Origin of the sequence: Bradyrhizobium sp. SZCCHNS30572, from assembly GCF_032484415.1 — a bacterium.
Classification (GTDB): Bacteria; Pseudomonadota; Alphaproteobacteria; order Rhizobiales; family Xanthobacteraceae; genus Bradyrhizobium.
The window spans coordinates 682,742-701,918 of the sequence record NZ_JAUESY010000001.1 but is presented as its reverse complement, the minus strand read 5'-3'; the positions used below and the strand labels follow the sequence as shown (position 1 = coordinate 701,918).

At 66.4% G+C, this 19,177-nt stretch carries 18 protein-coding genes; 11 read left to right on the top strand and 7 right to left on the bottom strand.

From position 1 onward, the window contains the following. The 4 genes from QX048_RS03175 to QX048_RS03160 all read left to right on the top strand — a co-directional run bounded on the left by QX048_RS03175 (window position 1) and on the right by QX048_RS03160 (window position 5,251). On the top strand, window positions 1-147 hold the full coding sequence (locus QX048_RS03175) for a hypothetical protein (RefSeq protein WP_315750390.1): 147 nt from the start codon (window positions 1-3) through the stop codon (window positions 145-147). Beyond that, window positions 144-2,207 carry a hypothetical protein gene (locus QX048_RS03170; RefSeq protein WP_315750389.1) on the top strand — a complete coding sequence of 688 codons (2,064 nt, stop codon included), beginning with the start codon at window positions 144-146 and terminating at the stop codon, window positions 2,205-2,207. Before QX048_RS03175 ends, QX048_RS03170 begins: the two co-directional genes overlap by 4 nt. 187 nt (window positions 2,208-2,394) lie before the next feature. Beyond that, the gene (locus QX048_RS03165) at window positions 2,395-2,766 is read left to right on the top strand and encodes a DUF2946 family protein (RefSeq protein ID WP_315750388.1); all 372 of its coding nucleotides are present in this window, start codon (window positions 2,395-2,397) and stop codon (window positions 2,764-2,766) included. 157 nt (window positions 2,767-2,923) lie between these two features. Continuing rightward, complete coding sequence (locus QX048_RS03160) at window positions 2,924-5,251, top strand: TonB-dependent receptor (RefSeq protein WP_316159427.1); 2,328 nt, start codon at window positions 2,924-2,926, stop codon at window positions 5,249-5,251. Window positions 5,252-5,388: 137 nt separating this feature from the next. Here the strand turns inward: QX048_RS03160 and QX048_RS03155 are convergent, their stop codons facing one another. After that, a complete protein-coding gene (locus QX048_RS03155) occupies window positions 5,389-5,901 on the bottom strand; it encodes an N-acetyltransferase (protein ID WP_315717304.1) in 513 nt (170 codons plus the stop codon). A gap of 250 nt (window positions 5,902-6,151) precedes the next feature. On the opposite strand from QX048_RS03155, the gene QX048_RS03150 reads away from it, so the two are divergent. The 4 genes from QX048_RS03150 (at window position 6,152) to QX048_RS03135 (ending at window position 10,941) form a co-directional block, all read left to right on the top strand. Then, window positions 6,152-7,552, top strand: coding sequence for an ethanolamine ammonia-lyase subunit EutB (locus QX048_RS03150; protein WP_316200699.1), 1,401 nt, complete (start codon window positions 6,152-6,154; stop codon window positions 7,550-7,552). Beyond that, complete coding sequence (gene eutC / locus QX048_RS03145; RefSeq protein ID WP_315826993.1) at window positions 7,549-8,331, top strand: ethanolamine ammonia-lyase subunit EutC; 783 nt, start codon at window positions 7,549-7,551, stop codon at window positions 8,329-8,331. Before QX048_RS03150 ends, eutC begins: the two co-directional genes overlap by 4 nt. Next, complete coding sequence (gene eat, locus QX048_RS03140; protein WP_315826994.1) at window positions 8,324-9,730, top strand: ethanolamine permease; 1,407 nt, start codon at window positions 8,324-8,326, stop codon at window positions 9,728-9,730. The genes eutC and eat overlap by 8 nt, the downstream gene beginning before the upstream one ends. A gap of 149 nt (window positions 9,731-9,879) precedes the next feature. Then, window positions 9,880-10,941: an AraC family transcriptional regulator gene (locus QX048_RS03135; protein ID WP_315717308.1), complete on the top strand. Its 1,062-nt coding sequence runs from the start codon at window positions 9,880-9,882 to the stop codon at window positions 10,939-10,941. Window positions 10,942-10,957: 16 nt separating this feature from the next. On the opposite strand, the gene QX048_RS03130 is transcribed toward QX048_RS03135, so the two are convergent. From QX048_RS03130 to QX048_RS03120, 3 genes are all read right to left on the bottom strand, one after another. Further along, window positions 10,958-12,130, bottom strand: a complete 1,173-nt coding sequence (locus QX048_RS03130; protein WP_315826995.1) for a M20 aminoacylase family protein — start codon at window positions 12,128-12,130, stop codon at window positions 10,958-10,960. A 78-nt stretch (window positions 12,131-12,208) separates the two neighbouring features. Then, window positions 12,209-13,141 (bottom strand): glycosyltransferase family 2 protein, encoded by a 933-nt coding sequence (locus tag QX048_RS03125; protein WP_315717311.1) that lies wholly within the window; start codon window positions 13,139-13,141, stop codon window positions 12,209-12,211. 49 nt (window positions 13,142-13,190) lie between these two features. Beyond that, window positions 13,191-13,712 (bottom strand): NUDIX domain-containing protein, encoded by a 522-nt coding sequence (locus QX048_RS03120; RefSeq protein ID WP_315717312.1) that lies wholly within the window; start codon window positions 13,710-13,712, stop codon window positions 13,191-13,193. Window positions 13,713-13,839: 127 nt separating this feature from the next. On the opposite strand from QX048_RS03120, the gene QX048_RS03115 reads away from it, so the two are divergent. Then, window positions 13,840-14,724 (top strand): metallophosphoesterase, encoded by an 885-nt coding sequence (locus QX048_RS03115; RefSeq protein WP_315826996.1) that lies wholly within the window; start codon window positions 13,840-13,842, stop codon window positions 14,722-14,724. Window positions 14,725-14,739: 15 nt separating this feature from the next. On the opposite strand, the gene QX048_RS03110 is transcribed toward QX048_RS03115, so the two are convergent. Both QX048_RS03110 and QX048_RS03105 read right to left on the bottom strand, forming a co-directional pair. Continuing rightward, the gene (locus QX048_RS03110; protein WP_315717314.1) at window positions 14,740-15,288 is read right to left on the bottom strand and encodes a hypothetical protein; all 549 of its coding nucleotides are present in this window, start codon (window positions 15,286-15,288) and stop codon (window positions 14,740-14,742) included. Window positions 15,289-15,520: 232 nt separating this feature from the next. Beyond that, window positions 15,521-15,727 (bottom strand): hypothetical protein, encoded by a 207-nt coding sequence (locus tag QX048_RS03105; RefSeq protein WP_315717315.1) that lies wholly within the window; start codon window positions 15,725-15,727, stop codon window positions 15,521-15,523. 193 nt (window positions 15,728-15,920) lie between these two features. Here QX048_RS03105 and QX048_RS03100 point away from each other — a divergent pair, with 193 nt between their 5' ends. Further along, on the top strand, window positions 15,921-17,366 hold the full coding sequence (locus QX048_RS03100; protein WP_316193433.1) for a short-chain fatty acyl-CoA regulator family protein: 1,446 nt from the start codon (window positions 15,921-15,923) through the stop codon (window positions 17,364-17,366). A gap of 154 nt (window positions 17,367-17,520) precedes the next feature. Here the strand turns inward: QX048_RS03100 and QX048_RS03095 are convergent, their stop codons facing one another. Beyond that, window positions 17,521-18,207 carry an L-2-amino-thiazoline-4-carboxylic acid hydrolase gene (locus QX048_RS03095; protein WP_316200700.1) on the bottom strand — a complete coding sequence of 229 codons (687 nt, stop codon included), beginning with the start codon at window positions 18,205-18,207 and terminating at the stop codon, window positions 17,521-17,523. A gap of 153 nt (window positions 18,208-18,360) precedes the next feature. Here QX048_RS03095 and QX048_RS03090 point away from each other — a divergent pair, with 153 nt between their 5' ends. Continuing rightward, on the top strand, window positions 18,361-18,987 hold the full coding sequence (locus tag QX048_RS03090) for a LysR family transcriptional regulator (RefSeq protein WP_316200701.1): 627 nt from the start codon (window positions 18,361-18,363) through the stop codon (window positions 18,985-18,987). The last annotated feature ends 190 nt before the right edge of the window (window positions 18,988-19,177 follow it).

Genomic DNA, 19,177 nt, shown 5'->3' with positions numbered 1-19,177 from the left:
ATGCGCGTCGTCGGCCTCGATATCGCAACAACAATGGTTGTCATGGCCGGGCTTGACCCGGCAATCCACGAGCAGCGACGCTGGCTGCGCGACGTGGATGCCCGGCACGAGCCCGGGCATGACGACAACTGCGAGTTTGCCTCATGAACTACGGCATCGCGTTCACACCTCTGGTTCCGCCGATCGTGCTGTGGCTTGCGATCGGCGCGATCGTCGTCATCGCCGCGCTCCTGTTGCTCGGCCGCTCGCGTTCGGCCTGGATCCGCGTCACCGCGCTGGCCTTGATCGCACTCGCGCTGGCCAATCCGCAGTTCACGCGCGAGGACCGCGAGCCGCTGAGCTCGGTCGCCGCCGTCGTGGTCGACAAGAGCCCGAGCCAGAATTTCGGTGACCGCAACAAGCAGACCCAGGCGGCCCAGGAGTCGCTGGTCGACAGCTTGAAGAAGATCAAGGGTCTCGAGGTCCGCGTCGTCGATGCCGGCCAGGCCGACGGCGAGACCGACGGCACGCATCTGTTCAGCGCGCTGACCTCGGCGCTGTCGGACGTCCCCGTCGATCGGGTCGCGGGCGCCTTCATGATCACCGACGGCCGCGTTCACGACATTCCCGGCAACGTGGCCGCACTCGGCTTCCAGGCTCCGCTGCAGGCCCTGATCACGGGCCAGAAGGCCGAGCGCGACCGCCGCATCGCGATCACCGCCGCGCCGCGCTTCGGCATCGTCGGCCAGCCGCAAACCATCAGCTTCCGGCTCGACGACCAGGGCGTCAGCGGCGCCAGCGCGAAGGTCGTGATCCGCCGCGACGGCGAGGTCATCAGCGAGCGCACCTTGACCAGCGGCCAGGCCGCCAATGTCGACGTCGACGTCAAGCACGAAGGCCAGAACATCGTCGAGATCGAAGCCTCGCCGCTCGACAACGAGCTGACCCTCGTCAACAACCGCGCGGTGGTCTCGATCGATGGCGTCCGCGACAAGCTGCGCGTGCTCTTGGTGTCGGGCGAGCCGCATTCGGGCGAGCGGACCTGGCGCAACCTGTTGAAGTCGGACGCCAGCATCGATCTCGTCCACTTCACGATCCTGCGGCCGCCGGAGAAGCAGGACGGCACCCCGATCAACGAGCTGTCGCTGATCGCGTTTCCGACCCGTGAGCTGTTCCAGCAGAAGATCAACGAATTCCAGCTGATCATCTTCGACCGCTATGCCCGCCAGGGCGTGTTGCCGATCGCCTATTTCGACAACATCGCGCGCTATGTCAGGAATGGCGGCGCGGTGCTGGTCTCGGCCGGCCCGGACTACGCCTCCAACACCAGCATCTGGCGCACACCGCTCGACTCGGTGCTGCCCGCCGAGCCGGTCGGCGTCACCGAGAAGCCGTTCTATGCGCATCTGTCCGACGCCGGCAAACGCCATCCGGTGACGCGCGGCCTCGAAGGCTCGGGCTCCGAGCCGCCGCGCTGGAGCCGCTTCTTCCGCACCGTGGAGACGCGCAATGCGGTCAGTCCGCCGGTCATGACCGGCGCCGACGGCAAGCCGCTGCTGCTGCTGTCGCGCTTCGGCGCCGGCCGCGTCGCGCTGCTGCTGTCCGACCACATCTGGCTGTGGGCACGCGGCTACGAGGGCGGCGGACCGCATCTCGACCTGCTCCGGCGCATGTCGCACTGGCTGATGCAGCAGCCGGATCTCGACGAGGAAGCGCTGCGGCTGCAGATTCAAGGCAAGGATCTCGCCGTCATCCGGCAGACGATGGGCGACAGCGTCCCGCCGGTGACCGTGACCTCGCCGTCGGGCCAGACGCGTGAGCTCACTCTGAGCCAGGGCGATCCCGGCGAATGGCGCGCGACCCTTCCCGCCAACGAGCTCGGCCTGTGGCAGGCGACCGACGGCACCTTGAAGGCGCTGATCAATGTCGGCCCGACCAATCCCAAGGAATTCTCCGAGGTCACCTCGACCACCGAAACCCTGAAGCCGCTGGCACAGGCGACGGGCGGCGATGCCCGCCGCATCGGCGACGGCTCGGGCATCGACATGCCGCGCATCGTCCCGGTGAGGTCATCGACCTTGTTCAGCGGCGACGGCTGGATGGGCGTGCGCATGCGCGATGCCAGCGTGGTCAAGGGCGTCGGCGTGCTGCCGATGTTCGCCGGCGTGATCGGCCTCTTGCTGCTGCTCGGCGCGCTCGCCGCGACCTGGGTGCGCGAGGGACGCTGACACGAAGACACAAGCACGCACCACCGCGGCGCGCCACGTGGCGCGAAGGGCACAGCGACGGGGATTCCGACCACCGTTGCAGTGCACTGATTGACAGCTGTGAAGCTCCCTTGCGATGTTATATTGTAACAAAGGCTGAGCCTCTCAGCCGAACGGGGTGGCCTATTCATATGAGCCAGAGCTGGCGATGAGCTGGTTTCGCGCGAACATCAAGGATGTCTCGCGGCTCGCGCTGCTGGCGCTGGTGCTGCAATTCGCGCTCGCCTTCGGCCATGTGCATTGGCTCGCCGGACAAGCCCGGGACGGCGGCGGCATCTCCATCGCCGAGCGGCACACTGGTCCCTCTCCCGCTGACCAAGATCCCGATCAACAGCCGTCGCCGGATGGCTGTGCCATCTGCGCCGTCATGGCGATGGCGCAGTCGATCCTGCTGTCACCGGCGCCAGTTCTGACGCCTCCTGAAGCGGTCGCATTCCGTCTGCCCGATGCGATCACCGCCACTGTCGCGGCTGTCGTCGTCGACACCGCCTTCCAGCCACGCGCTCCTCCCACCGCCTGATCTGAGCCGCTCGAAACGCTGCCCTGCGCGCGAGCGCACGGCGGCCGCGTGAAGGAATGGTCCGTCGCACGACGACGGCAGGCGCATCCCGCCGGCAACGAAAGACGTGGGACGCCTGATCAGGATCAGGAAGTGAAAGATGTTGTCGAGAGCCTTGATGTCGGGCTGCAGCGCCGCAGCCATGTTGTGCGCTTTGGGTGCGCCCGCGCGCGCTGACGATCCTGCGAAGCCGGCGGCCGAACTGCCCGAGGTCACAGTGACCGCACCGAGCCCGATCCGTGCCCGCAAGCCGGTGGTGCCGCGGCCCAATCCCACAGCGCGCGTGGCCCGGAGCGGCCCACGCACGCCGGCGCCCGCGCGCGAGGCACAGACCGCGCCGCCCCCGCCGCAACAGGGCGTGCTGCCTGTCGTCACCGACCAGTTCGCGACCGTCACCGTGGTGCCGAACGAGGAACTGCGCCGCTCCGGCGCCGCCACGCTCGGCGACCTTCTCAATTCGAAACCCGGCATCACCGGATCGAGCTTCGCGCCGGGCGCATCGAGCCGGCCGATCATTCGCGGCCTCGACGTCAACCGCGTCGGCATCGTCGAGAACGGGCTCGGCGGCGGCGGCGCCTCGGATCTCGGCGAGGACCATTTCGTGCCGATCGATCCGCTCACCAGCGACCAGATCGAGGTGGTCCGCGGCCCCGCGGCGCTACGCTACGGCTCGACCTCGATCGGCGGCGTCGTCAGCGCCACCAACAACCGCATTCCGCAGGCCCTGCCGACCTGTTCGACCGCGCCGTTCCAGACCTATGGCCTGCCGGCGAGCGCTCCGGCCGCGGGCAGCGCGCCTTGCGTTACCGCGGAAACGCGCACCTCGTTCAGCTCGGTCGACCGCGGCGTCGAGGGCGGCGTGCTGCTCGATGCCGGCGGCGGCAATTTCGCGCTTCATGCCGATGCCTACGGCCGCAAGACCGGCGACTACTCCATTCCCGGCTATCCCTATCTGTTCGACCAGACCCGCCCGGTGAACGGCCGGCAACCGAACTCCGCCGCGCAGAACGATGGCGCCTCGATCGGCGGCAGCTACTTCTTCTCAGGCGGCTTCGTCGGCGCCGCGATCACGCAGACCGATGCGCTCTACCACATCCCCGGCATTGGCGGCGCCGACAGCCGGACCCGGATCGATGCGCACCAGACCAAGATCACCGCGAAGGGCGAGTATCGCCCGGACTCCGCGGCAATCGACGCGATCCGGTTCTGGGCCGGCGCGACAGACTATCGGCACAATGAGCTCGGCCTTGCAGCCGTCACCGACCCGACCACCGATGGCGTGCGCCAGACCTTCACCAATCGCGAGCAGGAAGCGCGCGTCGAGATGCAGATGATGCCCGTCAATCTGCGCTTCGCCACCCTGACGACCGCCTATGGCGTGCAGGCCGGGCACCAGGAGCTGAATGCGCCGAGCCCCGACAATCCCGGCTCGGTGTTCAACGGCCTGTTCGGCCCCAACACCAACAACCGCGTCGCCGGCTATGTCTTCAACGAGTTCGCCTTCTCGCCCTCGACCAAGGCGCAGGTCGCCGGCCGGATCGAGCACATCGCGCTGAACGGCTCCACGCCGAACTTCCCGGTCGACTATCTGCCGGACGGCACGCCGCAGGCCAACATCGCCCGAAATCCGTCATACACGCCGAAGAGCGCGAGCGTCGGCCTGTTGCAGAACCTGCCGGGCGATCTGGTGGCGAGCGTGACCGCGCAATATGTCGAGCGCGCGCCGAAGCCAGCCGAGCTGTTCTCGCGCGGCGGCCATGATGCGACCGCAACCTTCGACATCGGCAATCCGAACCTGACCATCGAGACCGCCAAGACCGTCGAGGCCGGGCTGCGCAAGGCCACCGGCCCGTTCCGCTTCGAAGCCACTGCCTACTACACGCAGTTCAGCAACTTCATCTATCGCCGGCTGACCGGCGTGATGTGCGGCGACGATTTTGCCTCCTGCGGCACCACCGGCACCGAGCTGAATCAGGCGGTCTACTCGCAGCGCAACGCGCTGTTCCGCGGCTTCGAGTTCCAGAGCCAATTCGATGTTGCTCCGCTCGGCAGCGGCATCTGGGGGATCGAGAACCAGTTCGACGTCGTCCGCGCCACCTTCGCGGACGGCACCAACGTGCCGCGGATTCCGCCGATGCGCGTCGGCGGCGGCCTGTTCTGGCGCGATGCCAACTGGTTGACCCGCATCAACCTGCTGCACGCCTTCGCGCAGAACGACATCGCGCCGATCGCGGAGACTCCGACGCCGGGCTACAACCTGCTCAAGGCGGAGGTCAGCTACCGGACCAAACTCGATGCGAACATGTTCGGCGCGCGCGAGATGCTGGTCGGCCTCGTCGGCAACAATCTGCTCAACGAGAAGATCCGTAATTCGGTGTCCTACACCAAGGACGAGGTGCTGCTGCCCGGCATCGGCGTGCGGATCTTTGCCAACCTCAAATTCTGATTCGAGGAGGGCGCAGAACGCGACCAATCTGCGCCCCCTCCTTCGTCATTGCGAGGAGCGAAGCGACGAAGCAATCCAGAGACGTGGGCGGAACTCTGGATTGCTTCGCTTCGCTCGCAATGACGGAGAGACCGAGATTACTTCGCGTAATCCCAATCGGGCCGGATGGCACCCTCGACGCCCTCGAACGCGCCCTCGATCAGTTCGTTCACCAGCAGCCGGTTGTAATCCACCGGTCCCGGCATGATCGCCCTGCCCTTCGGCACCGGCTTGAAGCCGACGCGCGCGTAGTAGGCCGCGTCACCCACCAGCAGTATCAAGCGGTGGCCCTGCGCCCGCGCGTCCACGACCGAGCGCTCCATCAGCATGCGGCCGATGCCGTGCTTGCGGAACGGCGGCTCGACCGTCAGCGGCCCGAGCATCAGCGCCTTGGTGTCGCCGACGCAGATCGGCAGTTGCCGCACCGAGCCGACCAGCAAAGTGCCGATATGGGCGGTGAACGACAGCGCGAGCAGATGATCGACATGCTCGCGCAAGCGGTAGGCGCTCAGCACGAAGCGGCCGGGGCCGAAGGTGCGCTCATGCAGCCGCTCGATCGCCTGCGCGTCGCCCGGCTTTTCGGCGGAGATCGTAATGGACAGGTCACTCATGTGGGGTGGCGAGATAGCATTCTGGAGCGGCGCGGTCCATGGCGGGCCGTCCACGTGTTGACAGCATTCGCCCGCCCCCGAGGGTCACCGATGCCAGTTTTCTGAGCATTCGCGCGACGTGACCGAAGATTGTGCTAAGATGTCAAGTTTCCGGAGCCGCCCTCGCTTAACCTGCCCCAGCTCATGAGCGTTGTGGTCGCCATCGCGGCCGCTTGGACCGCTCTGACGCAGCACGAGCGGCAGGTCGAAGATGACGGGTGCGTTCCGGTCGCGCCATCGCGGCGAAACTCATGTGTTCGACGATCTCAAGACGCTGCTGGCCTGCGCCTCGCCGCGCCGCTCTGGCGATGAGCTGGCTGGCATAGCAGCCGACAGCGCCGCGCGGCGGGTGGCGGCGCGGATGGCGCTCGCCGACGTGCCGCTGCGGCGTTTCCTCGACGAGCCGCTGATTCCCTACGAGAGCGACGAGGTCACGCGCCTCATCCTCGACAGCCACGATGCCGCCGCATTCGCGCCCGTCGCGTCGCTGACCGTCGGAGAATTGCGCGAATGGCTGATGTCCTGGGAGGCGGATGCCAACCGGCTGGCCGCCCTCGCGCCGGGCCTGACGCCGGAGATGGTGGCCGCGGTCTCCAAGCTCTGCGGCAATGGCGATCTCGTCGCCGTCGCGGCCAAATGCCGGGTCGTGACCCGCTTCCGCTCCACCATCGGCCTGGAGGGGCGGCTGTCGTCGCGGCTGCAGCCGAATGATCCGACCGACGATCCCCAGGCGATCGCCGCAGGCACGCTCGATGGCTTGCTGTTCGGCATGGGCGATGCGGTGATCGGCATCAATCCCGCGACCGACAATGTCGAGACCTGCATCCGCCTGCTCACGATGCTCGATGATCTCAGGCTCAAATTCGAGGTGCCGACGCAGTCCTGCGTACTGAGCCACGTCACGACCTCGATCCAGGCGATCGAGAAAGGCGCGCCGCTCGACCTCGTCTTCCAGTCGATCGCCGGCACCGAGGCTGCCAATGCCGGCTTCGGTGTGACCCTGAAGCTGCTGGCCGAGGCGCAGGACGCAGCCTTGTCGCTGAAGCGCGGCACGGTCGGCAACAACGTCATGTATTTCGAGACCGGCCAAGGCGCGGCGCTGTCGGCCGACGCCCATCACGGCCTCGATCAGCAGACCGTCGAGGCCCGCGCCTATGCCGTCGCGCGCGTCTTCTCGCCGCTGCTGGTCAACACCGTCGTCGGCTTCATCGGTCCCGAATATCTCTACGACGCGAAGGAGATCATTCGCGCCGGGCTGGAGGATCATTTCTGCGCCAAGCTGCTCGGCGTGCCCATGGGCTGCGATGTCTGCTACACCAACCACGCCGAGGCCGATCAGGACGATACGGACGATCTGGCGCTGCTGCTCGCGGCGGCCAACGTCAACTTCCTGATCGCCGTGCCGGGCGCCGACGACATCATGCTCAACTATCAGAGCCTGTCGCATCACGACGTGATGCGGCTGCGGCATCTGCTCGGCCGCCGCCCGGCGCCGGAGTTCGAGGCCTGGCTGGCGCGGATGGGCCTGCTCGACCAAAGCGGCCGCGTGCCGCCATTGCCGGGCAGCGCGCCTTCCGTAGTCCGGCTGATCGGCCAGGGAGCGCGGGCATGAGGGAAGATCCGTTCGACCTGCTGCGCGGGATGACGCGCGCCCGCGTCGCACTCGGCCGCGCCGGCGACGGGCTTCCGACGGCCGCGAAGCTGGAATTCCAGATGGCGCATGCGCTCGCGCGCGATGCCGTATGGGGCAAGGTCAATTTCGACGGCATCGCCGACGCGCTCGCGCCGCGGGAGGTGATCGAGGTCGCGAGTGCAGCACCGGACCGCGCCAGCTATCTGCGCCGGCCCGACCTCGGGCGCCGCCTCGCCGCGGAGGAAGCCGCCAGGCTGACATCCGGTCCGTACGATCTCGTCTTCATCATTGCCGACGGGCTGTCGGCGGATGCCGTCGAAAACCATGCCGCCGCTGTCGTGATCGCCACCGAGGCGCGTCTGACGGGCCTGTCCATCGGCCCGATCGTGCTGGCTTCGCAGGCGCGTGTGGCGCTGGGTGACGATGTCGGCGCCACGATGCGCGCACGGCTGGTCGCGGTCCTGATCGGCGAGCGTCCGGGTCTGTCGGCCGCGGACTCCCTTGGAGTGTATCTGACGCTGCACCCGGCGCCGGGCCTGCGCGACAGCGCCCGCAACTGCATTTCCAACATTCACGACCACGGGCTCTCGGCCGAGCGCGCCGCCGACAAGCTGGCCTGGCTGGTGCGCGAGGCGCTGCGGATCGGCGTCACCGGCATCGGCCTCAAGGAGGCGGCGCCGGATGCCGCGATCGAGACGACCACATCGTCATCCCAAATCACCCATCACAAGCAGACAGGAGCGACTGGACATGAGTGACGAGGCCAAACCGACCCTTTCGAAGAGCCTGACCGGACTCCATCTGTGGGGCATCGCGGTCGGGCTGGTGATCTCCGGCGAATATTTCGGCTGGAGCTATGGCTGGGACAAGGCCGGCACGCTCGGCTTCCTCGTCACCACGATCTTCATCGCGGTGATGTATACGACCTTCATCTTCTCCTTCACCGAGCTCACCACCGCGATCCCGCATGCCGGAGGTCCTTTCGCCTATTCCTACCGTGCCTTCGGCCCGCTCGGCGGCTTCGTCGCCGGCTTCGCGACGCTGATCGAGTTCGTGTTCGCTCCGCCTGCCATCGCGCTCGCCATCGGCGCCTATCTCAACGTCCAGTTTCCGGCGCTGTCGCCCAAGACCGCCGCGCTCGGCGCCTATCTGGTGTTCATGGCCCTCAACATCGCCGGCGTATCGATCGCCGCGACGTTCGAGCTGTTCGTGACGGTCCTGGCGATTGCCGAACTCCTGGTGTTCATGGGCGTCGTGTCGCCCGGTTTCTCCTTCGCCAACTTCGCCGCCAACGGCTGGGCCGGTGAGAATTCGTTCTCGCTGACGAGCATCGGCGGCATCGTCGCGGCGATCCCGTTCGCAATCTGGTTCTTCCTGGCGATCGAAGGTGCGGCCATGGCCGCGGAGGAGACCAAGAATCCGACCAAGACGATTCCGCTCGCCTACATCGCCGGGATTCTGACGCTCGTCGTGCTCGCCTTCGGCACCATGATCATGGCCGGCGGCGTCGGCGACTGGTCGAAGCTCGCCAACATCAACGATCCGCTGCCGCAGGCGATGAAGATCGTGGTCGGCGAAAACTCCGGCTGGCTGCACATGCTGGTGTGGATCGGCCTGTTCGGACTGATCGCCTCGTTCCACGGCATCATCATGGGCTACTCGCGGCAGATCTTCGCGCTGTCGCGCGCCGGCTTCCTGCCGGCCAAGCTCGCCGCGCTGCACCCGACCTGCCGCACGCCGCATTGGGCGATCTTGGCCGGCGGCGTGATCGGGATCGCCGCGATCTACTCCGACGAGCTCATCCAGTTCGCCGGGCAGACGCTGACGGCGAACATCGTCACCATGAGCGTGTTCGGCGCGCTCGTGATGTACATCATGAGCATGGCCGCGCTGTTCCGCCTGCGCGCCACCGAGCCCGATCTCATCAGGCCGTTCAAGGCGCCGCTCTATCCCGTGCTTCCGGCCGTGGCGCTGGTGTGTGCGACGCTCTCGCTGCTCACGATGATTTGGTTCAACCTGCAGGTGTTCGCGGCCTTCGTGGTGCTGTTCGCCGCCGGTCTGCTGCTCTATCGTCTGACGGCCGGCAAGCGCGGCAACGCGGCGAGTGACAACCTGCTCGACATCGCCTTGACCGAGGCCCGCGCCATGGCCGACTGATCCGCGAGGACTCGCGAGATCCAAGATCAAGGCAAGCCCTCCGCGTCCCTGCGCGGGGGGCTCTATCGATAGCCCGCTTCGGCAGGCACGTGACTTGCATAACTACGAGGTGTCAACCGACGGCGTACGTCCTCAAAGGCGAGGATTTCATGGCACAGCCTCCCGCAGCCGAACACCAGCATCCGCGCGACCGCAGCCGGAACATTCTGGCCGCTGCTGCGACCGGTGTCGCCGATTTCATCGCCCTGACGGGAGGCCGCCCCGAGGCGGTGTTCGAACGGGTGGGCATCGATGCCGAATGCCTCGGCCAGACCCGCCGCGCGCTCGACCTCGCCGACTACGTCGCGATGATGGAAGATGCCGCGCAGGAGACCGGCAACGACAATTTCGGACTGTGGTTCGGCCAGCGCTACCAGCCGCAGATGCTCGGCCTGATCGGCGAGATCGCACTCGCGGCGCCGACGTTGGGCTCTGCGATCGAGCATCTTGCGCTGTGGTTTCCCTGGCATCAGCAGGCGACCGAAACCCGTCTCACGCGCCATGACGGTTTGCTCCGGCTGGAATATCGCATTCTCGACGGCTCGATCGTCGATCGCCGGCAGGACGCCGAATTGACCATGGGCATGTTCGCGAACGTCTTCCGCGCCTGCCTGCCATCGGGCTGGGCGCCCGACATGGTGCTGTTCGAACATGCCCGGCCGGCCGCCTGGCGCGATCATGAGGCAGCCTTCGATGCCGACGTCGGCTGGTCACAAGGCACCAATGCGCTGGTGTTTCGCGACCGCGGCCTGGACCGCGCGATGCCCCAGGCCAATCTGTCGCGCCTGCAGCGGCTGACGACAGATCTTGCCGGTGTCGCCGGCTCCTGCGGCACGCCCGCGTTCCTCGATTTGGTCCGTGGCGAGATCCGGCGGCGGTTGTCGGCCGGCGCGCTTCATCTCGAGGAGGTCGCCGAGGCGCTGTCGACCACGTCGTGGACGTTGCAGCGCCGGCTTGCCGAGTTCGGCGCCACCTTCTCCGACCTCGTCGAGGTGACGCGGCTCGACCTCGCCCGCCACTATCTGCGCCAAGCGCATCTGCCGCTCGGGGACGTCGCCTTCCTGCTCGGCTACTCCGAAGCCTCAGCCTTCTCCCGCGCGTTCTCGCGCTGGAGCGGCTGCAGCCCGCGGCAGTGGCGACAACGGTCATTGCAGGCGACGGCTCGCAGCTAGCGACTCGCCGCCGGCATCAATCAGCCGGCATCGTCTTCTCGACCAGCCGCACCCAATAGGAGGCGCCGTGGCCGAGAATGTTGTCGTTGAAGCGATAGGCCGGGTGGTGGCAGTCCTTGCCGTCGCCCATGCCGAGGAAGACGAAGGCGCCGGGACGGGCCTGCAGCATGAAGGCGAAATCCTCGGCCCCCATCAGCGGCGGCGCATTGTCGACCACCCGCTCCGCGCCGACAACGTCGCGGGCGACGTCAGCGGCGACGCCGGTCTCGCGCGCATGGTTCATCGTGATCGGGTAGAGCCGCGTGTATTTCGTCGTCGCCTCACCGCCATAGGTGCGGGCGATGCCGTCGGCGACCTCGGCAATGCGGCGCTCCACCAGGTCCTGCACCTCGGGATCGAGCGTGCGCACGGTGCCCTTCAATTCGACGGTCTCCGGAATGACGTTCATCGCCTTGCCGGCCTCGACGACGCAGATCGAGATGACCGCCGACTTGATCGGATCGACGTTGCGCGACACGATCGACTGCAGCGCCGTGATGATGTGCGCGGCGATCAGCACGCTGTCGACCGCCTTGTGAACGCCGGCGCCGGCATGACCGCCCTTGCCGCGGACGGTGATCTCGAGCTGGTCCGATGACGCCAGCATCGGACCCGGCCGCAGCGCGAACACGCCTTCGGGCACGCCCGGCGCATTGTGCAGACCGTAGATCTCCTGGATGCCCCAGCGGGTCATCAATCCATCGTCCACCATCGCCTTGCCGCCGGCGCCGCCCTCCTCGGCGGGCTGGAAGATCACGATCGCGGTGCCGTCGAAATTGCGCGTGTCGGCGAGATGCTTGGCGGCACCCAGCAGCATCGCGGTATGGCCGTCATGGCCGCAGGCATGCATCAGGCCCGGCGTCTTCGACGCATAGGGCACGCCCGAGGCTTCCTCGATCGGCAGCGCGTCCATGTCGGCGCGCAGGCCGATGGTGCGACCTGAACTGGTCCGACGGCCGCGGATGACACCGACCACGCCGGTGCGCCCGATGCCCGTCACCACCTCGTCACAACCGAATTCGCGCAAGCGCTCGGCGACGATGCCGGCGGTGCGGTGCACCTCGTACATCAACTCCGGATGTTCATGGAAATCATGGCGCCAGGCGGCCATGTCGTCGGCGAGCGCGGCGATGCTGTTGAGGATGGGCATGGAGGCGGTGTTCTCGTTCAGGACGTTGACGCCCGAACCATGACCGGAACGGCGGACGGACACAAGCTTCCGCCTGCATCAGCCCTCGATCGGGGCGTGTGACAGGTAGGCCAGCAGCTTCATCTCGCGGCGGCCGCGGGTGACGGTGTCGAGCACCAGGCCCGACGAGGCCGACAGCAGCGCCATGATCATCAGGCCCATCGACAACACGGCGGTCGGCAGCCTCGGCACCAGTCCAGTCTCGATATAGGTGACGAAGATGGGAATCGCGAAGCCGATCGAGACCAGCGCGAGGAAGATGCCGATCGCGCTGAAGAAGCGCAGCGGCTTTTCCGAACGATAGAGCTTCAGGATCGTGCCGAGGATGCGGAAGCCGTCGCGCCAGGTGTTGAGCTTGGAGACGGACCCTTCGGGCCGCGCGTAGTATGGCGTCGCGAGCTCGGCGACCGGCAGCGCCAGCTCCAGCGCATGCACGGTCAGCTCGGTCTCGATCTCGAAGCCGTCGGAGAGCACCGGGAAGGATTTGACGAAACGGCGCGAGAATACGCGGTAGCCGGACAGGATGTCCTTGAAGGCCTGGCCGAACACCTCGGCGAGGAAGCTCGTCAGCATCCAGTTGCCGGTGCGATGGCCCATGCGGTAGGCGGCCTGCTCCTGGTCGACGCGCAGACCCACCACCATGTCGAGCCGCTCGCTCACGAGACGCGCAACCATGCCGGGCGCGCTCGGCGCGTCATAGGTCGCGTCACCATCGACCAGCACGTAGATGTCAGCATCGACATCGGCGAACATGCGCCGGACGACGTGACCCTTGCCCTGCCGCCGCTCAGAGCGCACCTCGGCGCCGGCCGCGCGCGCGACCTCGATGGTGCGGTCCTTGGAATTGTTGTCGTAGACGTAGACGGTGGCCGTCGGCAGCGCCTGCTTGAAATCGCGGACCACGGTGGCGACCGCGGCCTCCTCATTGTAGCAGGGCACCAGCACGGCGATCCGCATCGAAGGTGATATCATCGACCCCTCTCCCACGGGACGGGAGACTGCCCTCATTCGGTGCAGAAATTCATAATGATCCGGCGGCAACGTGCTGTTCCGGCCGCCAGGTGGGAATGATCTTAACGCCGTCTAGCACCTCGCGCAGGCGGGACAGCGTGCCGAGCGTGGTTCCCTCCGGCAGCGCGTCGCGGGCGAAGAAGCCGGTCTCCACGATCTCGAGGTTCGGCTCCGGCGGCCGGTCCTGCGTGAACCTTTTGATAACGAAGACGGCGACGTGGTCGCGCGGCGAGACGTGGCCGTTGAGGAAGATGCCGTGCAGCTCTGGCTCGCCTTCCAGCGCGATCCGGCCCTCCTCGAACAGCTCCCGCGTCAGCGCCTCGATGAACGTCTCGCCGACCTCGACGCCGCCGCCCGGCAGGTGCCAACCCGAGACATAGCCGTGCCGGACCAGGAACACGCGGTTCTCGGCATCCAGCACCACGCCGCGGACGCCGAGCGTCATGCCGCGGGCGAAGCGCCAATAGAGGTGGAAGCCGCGCCGGAGCGCGGGCTCGAGCCGGATCCGCAGCCGGCTCAGATATGTCGTCATCGCTGTCGTCGTCCTGGTTGTTCTTGCGCTCGCTGGCAGGGCTTGTCATGAGAGCCGGGCACCACGAGGGATAGCACGAGATGACATCTGGGCGCGCTTGCATCCGCCATCGGCACCGAGGGGCATAATGGCTGCCTTCACGCTCGCCCATCTGTCCGACCCGCATCTCGCGCCACAGCACAAGCCGCGCCTGTCGGAGCTCGCCGGCAAGCGCGCGCTCGGCTATCTCAACTGGACGCGCAATCGCTACAAGTACCATCGCCGCGACATCCTCGATCTGCTGATCTCCGACCTGCACACGCAGATGCCGGACCAGATCGCCGTCACCGGCGATCTGGTCAATTTCGCGCTGGAATCCGAATTCCCCATCGCCCAGGCCTGGCTGCGGACCGTGGGGCCGCCGGACAGGGTCACCGCGATTCCCGGCAATCACGACGCCTATGTGCGCTCCACGCGGCTGCGCTTCGCCGAGAGCTTTGCCGACTATTTCGGCGGCGATGCCGAGGGACCGGCCACGTTTCCGTCGCTGCGCCGGCGCGGGCCGCTCGCGCTGATCAGCCTGTCCTCTGCCGTGCCTTCGGCGCCGTTCATGGCGACGGGACGGCTCGGCAGCGCACAGCTCGCTGCGCTGGAGCAGATGCTCGAATCGCTGGCGCACGAGCAGCTGTTCCGCGTGCTGCTGGTGCATCATCCGCTGCGCTCGACCCACCGGATGAAGCGGCTGACCGACGCCGGGAAGCTGGTCGGCCTGCTCGCCCGCCACGGCGTCGAGCTGATCCTGCACGGCCACGACCACGTGCATTCGACGATCTGGATCGACGGCCCGGAGCGCAAGATCCCGGTCGTCGGCGTGCCCTCGGCCTCCTCGATCGCACATGGCCACTATCCGGCCGCGGCCTACAACATGTTTGCCATCAGCAGCGACGGCAATCACTGGCGCTGCGACATGACCGTGCGCGCGGTCAACGAGGCGCTGCGCGTGCGCGAGATCCGCGAGGTCCGCCTGCTTTGAGTCGCGGCCAGGCCGTCAGATCTGCTGCAGGCTCGCATAGAATGCGACCCCGAACAGCGACAGCGCGCCGAGCACGAAGCCGAGCACGAACGGCCAGATCCCACCGCGCCGGCGCGGCGCCTCGGCGATCGTCCTCGCCTGAGCCCGCGCGACGCTGAAGGCGCGCTCGCGCTCGACCATGCGGCGGGCGACGTAGTCGGTGACGGCTTTCACGATCGCAGCGATGTCGTGCGACTCGGCGAGCACGATGCGGCCGTTGCGGGTGTCCTGCACAAAGCGGTACTGCCGCTTGTCGCGTCCCATCACGACATGGGCGACGACGTCGATCCACAGCCGCGGCGTCTCACCCTGGCTGATGCCGCGATCGAACAGATCGAGCTGACTCGGGATCTCCGCGAACAGCGGGTCGAGCGCATCGTTGAGGATCTCCAGCCGCGCCACCTCGGCGTCGCGCAGGTCGACCACCACGCCTGTTCGGTCTGCGGCCTCGATCCGGGCCTGGCGCAGCGCTTCGCGCAGGCGCACGGGGCGAGAGTCTGTGCTGCTATCGGCGGCCTCGGACATCGCTCACGCTTTCACGGTTCGGCCCTGGTTTCGCCAGGTTCCCACCGTGTTAACCTAGCAGTAACCCAGTATTCTGCAATCCCCTTTCATCTTCAATGGGTTATAAGCACGCCGTCGTAACCACAAACGGACGTGGGCGGCCCCCTCCGGAATGACCCGGCTGAGACCGCCCCGTCCTTGGGCTCTTCCTCGAGCTTATTCAAATACCCGGCAATGCATTCCTTATCGGCGGTCAGGCCGCCGGAGCGCGCTGCGGCTCCTCGACGATCGAGAAGCGGACGCCAGCCTTGTGGCGGTTCTCCTCGGACACCTCGCGCCAGCAGTCCTCGGCTTCCTTGCGCGACTTGAACGGACCCTTCACCTGGGCCGAGCCTTCCACCAGCTTGTGGAAATTCATCGAGCCGAACTCGCCGCCGATCACCCAGAAATTGCTGCTCATGAGACTCTCCTTGAACCGTCACAACTTTGACAGTGCATTGCGAATTGCGTGACAGGAGATAAACGCGAATCCGGCTGTTTCGGATAGAGCCCTTGTTTTCGAATGGTGATGTCATGTAACATCATCACTTGTCACAAATGTCATTTTGTAAAATTTGTCACAATCCACGGCCGGCTACCCCCAGGAGATCAAGATGCCCGGCGAATCCGGAAAGAAGCTGTTCGTCGGCCCGCGCTTCAGGCGCATCCGCCAGCAATTGGGGCTGTCGCAGACCCAGCTCGCCGAGGGCCTCGGGATCTCGCCGAGCTATGTCAACCTGATCGAGCGCAACCAGCGCCCGGTCTCTGCCCAGATCCTGCTGCGGCTGGCCGAAACCTACGACCTCGACCTGCGCGACCTGGCCAGCGCCGACGAGGACCGCTTCTTCGCCGAGCTCAACGAGATCTTCTCCGATCCGCTGTTCCGCCAGATCGAGCTGCCCAAGCAGGAGCTGCGCGATCTCGCCGAGCTCTGCCCCGGCGTCACCCACGCGCTGCAGCGGCTGTACGCGGCCTACACCGAGGCGCGCCGCGGCGAGACCCTGGTGGCGGCGCAGATGGCCGACCGCAACGAGGGCGCCCGTTTCGAGGCCAACCCGATCGAGCGGGTGCGCGACCTGATCGAAGCCAACCGCAACTATTTCGCCGAGCTCGAGCAGCAGGCCGAAAGCCTGCGTGACGCGCTCGACGTGCCGGCCGAAGGGCTCTATGCGGCGCTCGCCGCCCGTCTGCGCGAAAAGCATTCGGTGCAGACGCGGGTGATGCCGGTCGACGTCATGCGCGAGACCTTGCGCCGCTACGACCGCCATCGCCGCCAGCTCCTGATCTCCGAACTGGTCGACGGGCCCGGACGCACCTTCCAGCTCGCGGTCCAGCTCGGCATGGCCGAGTGCCTGCCGCAGTTCGAGCTCATCATCGGCCGTGCCGGTGCCATCGACGACACCGCGCGCCGGCTCTACCGCATGACGCTCGCGAGCTACTTCGCCGCCGCCGTCATGATGCCCTATGCGCCGTTCCTCACTGCTGCGGAGGCGCTGAGCTACGACATCAACGTGCTGGCGCAGCGCTTCAACACCGGCTTCGAACAGGTCTGCCACCGCCTCACGACCCTGTCGCGCCCGAACGCCCGCGGCATCCCGTTCTTCATGCTGCGCGTCGACAATGCCGGCAACGTCTCCAAGCGCTTCTCGTCGGGCACCTTCCCGTTCTCCAAGTTCGGTGGCACCTGCCCGCTGTGGAACGTGCATTCGACCTTCGACACACCCGACCGCCTCCTGAAGCAGATCATCGAGCTGCCCGATGGTTCTCGCTATTTCTCTATCGCCCAGATGGTCCGCCGCCCGGTCGCGCCGCATCCGCTGCCGCAGCCACGCTTCGCCATTGGCCTCGGCTGCGAGATCAGGCATGCGTCGCGCCTCGTCTACGCCGCCGGCATGGATCTGGAGAAAGCCGAGGGCACTCCGATCGGCGTCAACTGCCGGCTCTGCGAACGCGAAAACTGCGCCCAGCGCGCCGAGCCGCCGATCACGCGGACGCTGATCCTGGATGAGACGACGCGGCGCGTCAGCTCGTTCGCGTTCAGCAATGCAAGGGAGCTTTGAGACCACGGCTCTCTCCTCCGTCATTCCGGGGCGCGCAGAGAGCAGCGCAAGATGCAGACAGCGCCGCATGCGCGCCTTTGCCCACTCCACGAACTGCAATCGCTAAGAGAGCTTCCGTTTGGAAGAACCTCGCGTTGCCAAAGAATGAACCGACCTAATCCGAGGCCAGCCGCGAGAAGCGGAAGTTGCAGTGGCTTGCGCCACCGGCCAGCGTCTGCGTCCGCTCGAGCCGGACGCCGCGCGTCGCATAGGCGTCGACGTCCAGCCCGCAGATGTTCGGCAGGATGTCCTTGTCACCATGACGAGCGGCGAATTTGCAGAAGCCGCAAGCCTTGTAGTCGATGCCGAATTCGAAGGTGTCACTCGGGCCGGGCTCGACGACATCGTAGACGAAGTCGTCAGGAAATTCGCGCCGATGGCTTTCCGACGTACTCAACGCCGCCTGTTGGCGCAAGAAGCTCCGGTTCTCGGGCGACATGAATCGGCGGCCCGCTTCGAGACGCTGCGCTTCGGGCTCCGTGAACAGCTGCGCCTTGTGGACCTCTCGTTCGATGTCGCCGATCACGGCGGATGGCAAGCCGTGTCGCCGGAGCACACGGCTCATGGCCATGAAGCCGATGAGCTGCATGAAAAACGCGGTCATGCGGCTTGCGGCGCCTCCGACATATGGAAGCTGGTGGAGCACGACGTCGAACTCCTTCATGACGTCGGCCCTGATTGCATCGATGTCAGACAGCTCAGCCCGCTGGCTCAGGAAGGGACCGGCAAGGTCGAGGCGCTGGCGCATGGCGTCTTGCATGGCACCGATGTGCGTCTGGTAGAAGAGATGGATATCGGACATCGAACCTCCTTCATTGCCGGGCCTGTCCGGCCAGCATGTTGAGCAAGCAACCCTACCCGCGATCATCCGCGCGCCTCAAAGCAGAGTTTCTGCTGCTCAGCGAAAGAAAATCTATTGCAGGCCTTCGGGCCTGCCGTGCCAGAGTGCCTGACGATGACCTACAGCCTCCCTCCCCTGAACGCGCTCCGCGCCTTCGAAGCTGCGGCGAGACATCTCAGCTTCAAGCTGGCTGCGCACGAGCTGCATGTGACGCCCGCCGCTATCGGGCAGCACGTGAAGGCCCTCGAACTGCGCGTCGGGGTGCGTCTGTTCGAGCGGCTGCACAAGCAACTCGTCCTGACGGCGGAGGGACAGTCCTATCTGGTCGGGATCTCCGACGGCTTTCGCCGCATCGCAGATGCGACCTCGCAGCTCAAACCCCGATGCGCGGTGCTGCTGCAACTGGGCGTCCACGACGGCTTCGATTTGCGTCGCCTCGCGCTGGAGCATTTCCGCGGCACACATCCAGACATCGGATTGCGGGTCGTGCAGCCGGCCGGCTTGCATGAGTTGGTCGAAGGGAAGGTCGACGTGTTGATCGGCCGTGGCCTTAGCAACCATCCCGGCTATCGCTGCGACAGGATCGAAGGGAGCAGCGGCTTGGGAGACTGGCTCATCGCACCTGAAGGGACGGCGGAGTGTCCGGAAGTGACGGGCTTGCGCGTATGGTTGCGTTCCAGATCGGCTGACGCCTTGCCGACCGACCGTCGACCAGGTCGGATCGGACTCGTCCGACGTTGAAGCCTCCCCCGCCCCCTCGCCTTTGCCAATATGGAGCCATGCGAGCAACGACCGCTTAGCGGCGTCATGATCGTCGTTCATGTGCCGTTCGGACACGACGATCGATTGTGCGGGCTGAAATGTCGGCGCTTCCCGATGGAACCCGACGCCTTCAGAAATGTTGCTCCGCAGTTCCATGCAGCAAAGCGAG